Raw genomic sequence first — 1,624 nt, forward strand, 5'->3', positions numbered from 1 at the left:
ACTGCATCCTGGCTGGCCACGCCTTGGATCAGGGAACTGATCAGCAGCGAGCTCGCTGGTTGCGGCCGCTGGTGGAAGGCGAGATCGTGGGCGCCTTCGCAACCAGCGAGCCTGGAGCATCCAGTGACCTGACGCCGTCCGCGGTTGCCACCGACGCTACGCGGGACGGTGACGTGTGGGTGCTCAATGGTCGCAAGCGGTGGATCACGAATTCTGTTGCGGCCGGGATCATCGTCGTTCTCGCGCGGACCGGCGATTCGTTGACCACCTTCCTGGTGCCCGGAGATTCGCCGGGACTGCGCATCGGCGTCGCGGACCGCAAGCTCGGTAACCGTGCTCAGATCACGGCAGATGTGATCCTCGACGACGTCCGCCTCGATGACTCTCACGTGTTGGGGAAGGTCGGCCGTGGACTGACGGTGGCGCTCCAGACACTCACCTACGGACGCATTGGCATCGCCGCTGCTGGGGTCGGCATGGCCCAAGCCGCGTTCGACCGCACGGCAGCTCATCTCGCGTCGCGCTCAGCCTTCGGCGGGTTGCTGGCCTCCAAGCAGCACTGGCAGTTCGTCATGGCCAGGCGAGCCGCGCAGATCGAATGCGCCCGCAGCCTCTATCTGAAAGCTGCTGTTCGACTCGACGGCGGCGTCCGCTTCCCGGAGCCGGAGGCCGCGATGGCGAAGCTTCTGGGTAGTGAGGCGGCAGTGGAGATGGCTCGTGACGCGGTCCAGGCGTTCGGAGGTCTCGGCTTCACCGTCGAGCGAGGAGCTGATGGGCTCGAGGGGCCGGTGGAGGCGATCTATCGCGACTCCAAGATCGGCGAGATCTACGAGGGCAGCAACGAGATCCAGCAGTGGGTCATTGCTCGTCACATCTTCGGCCGAGAGATCTCGGGATGATCGCCTCTCGACCACCGCGCGCGCTGCTGGATCTAATCCGCCTCTGACGCGCGCGTGTGTGTGCAGGGCCGACTGTCGCATCGCGCATCCGCATGCACCTCACGATGTCGGGGCGACATCGGAGTTAGCGCCTCCCTCGAGCAGACGATGGGTGTCTCACATGGTCAGTAGCAGCGATTTCCCAGATCGTCCCGGACTGGGGAGGCGTGCACTCCTGCAATCGGGGGTGTTGCTCGGCGCGGTTCAAGCCGTGGGCGGACTGGCCGGGGCCGCGTCGGCAGCGGCGAGCGATGCCCTGCGGCGGCCCCCGCCTCCCGGGCCCAGCGAGTTCTACGCGGTTCCTGCTCAAGCTCCCGTCACGTGGGGTCGTCTCTCAGTTCCTGGAGGCCACCTCAGCTTCTGGGACACCGGCGGCTCGGGCCAGGCAGTGGTGATGTGCCACCCCGCCACGGGCAGCATGGAGAGCTGGCCCTACCAGCAGCCGGCACTGGTTGGAGCGGGCTATCGGGTGGTGAGCTACTCGCGTCGTGGACACCTCGGCTCATCCCCTAATGATGGCATCGAACAAGCGGTGGGCTCGGCCGATCTGGGCCTGTTGCTGGATCATCTCAATCTGGACCGGTCCCACTTGGTCTCCGCGGCCTACGGTGGGTTCTTCGCGACGGACTACGCGTTCTCGCACCCGGATCGCGTCAGAAGTCTCACGGTCCTGAGTAGTTTCATCA

General features: G+C 65.8%; 2 protein-coding genes. Both read left to right on the forward strand.

What is annotated here, in order from left to right; genetic code table 11:
- Window positions 1-899 (forward strand): acyl-CoA dehydrogenase family protein (locus ABD127_RS18795; RefSeq protein WP_344204385.1); only part of this gene is annotated, 899 nt, incomplete at its 5' end.
- Window positions 900-1,356: 457 nt separating this feature from the next.
- Window positions 1,357-1,624: alpha/beta fold hydrolase (locus ABD127_RS18800; protein ID WP_344204389.1), on the forward strand; the 268-nt coding region annotated here is incomplete at its 3' end.

The organism is Aeromicrobium alkaliterrae (genome assembly GCF_039529015.1).
GTDB classification, from domain to species: Bacteria; Actinomycetota; Actinomycetes; order Propionibacteriales; family Nocardioidaceae; genus Aeromicrobium; species Aeromicrobium alkaliterrae.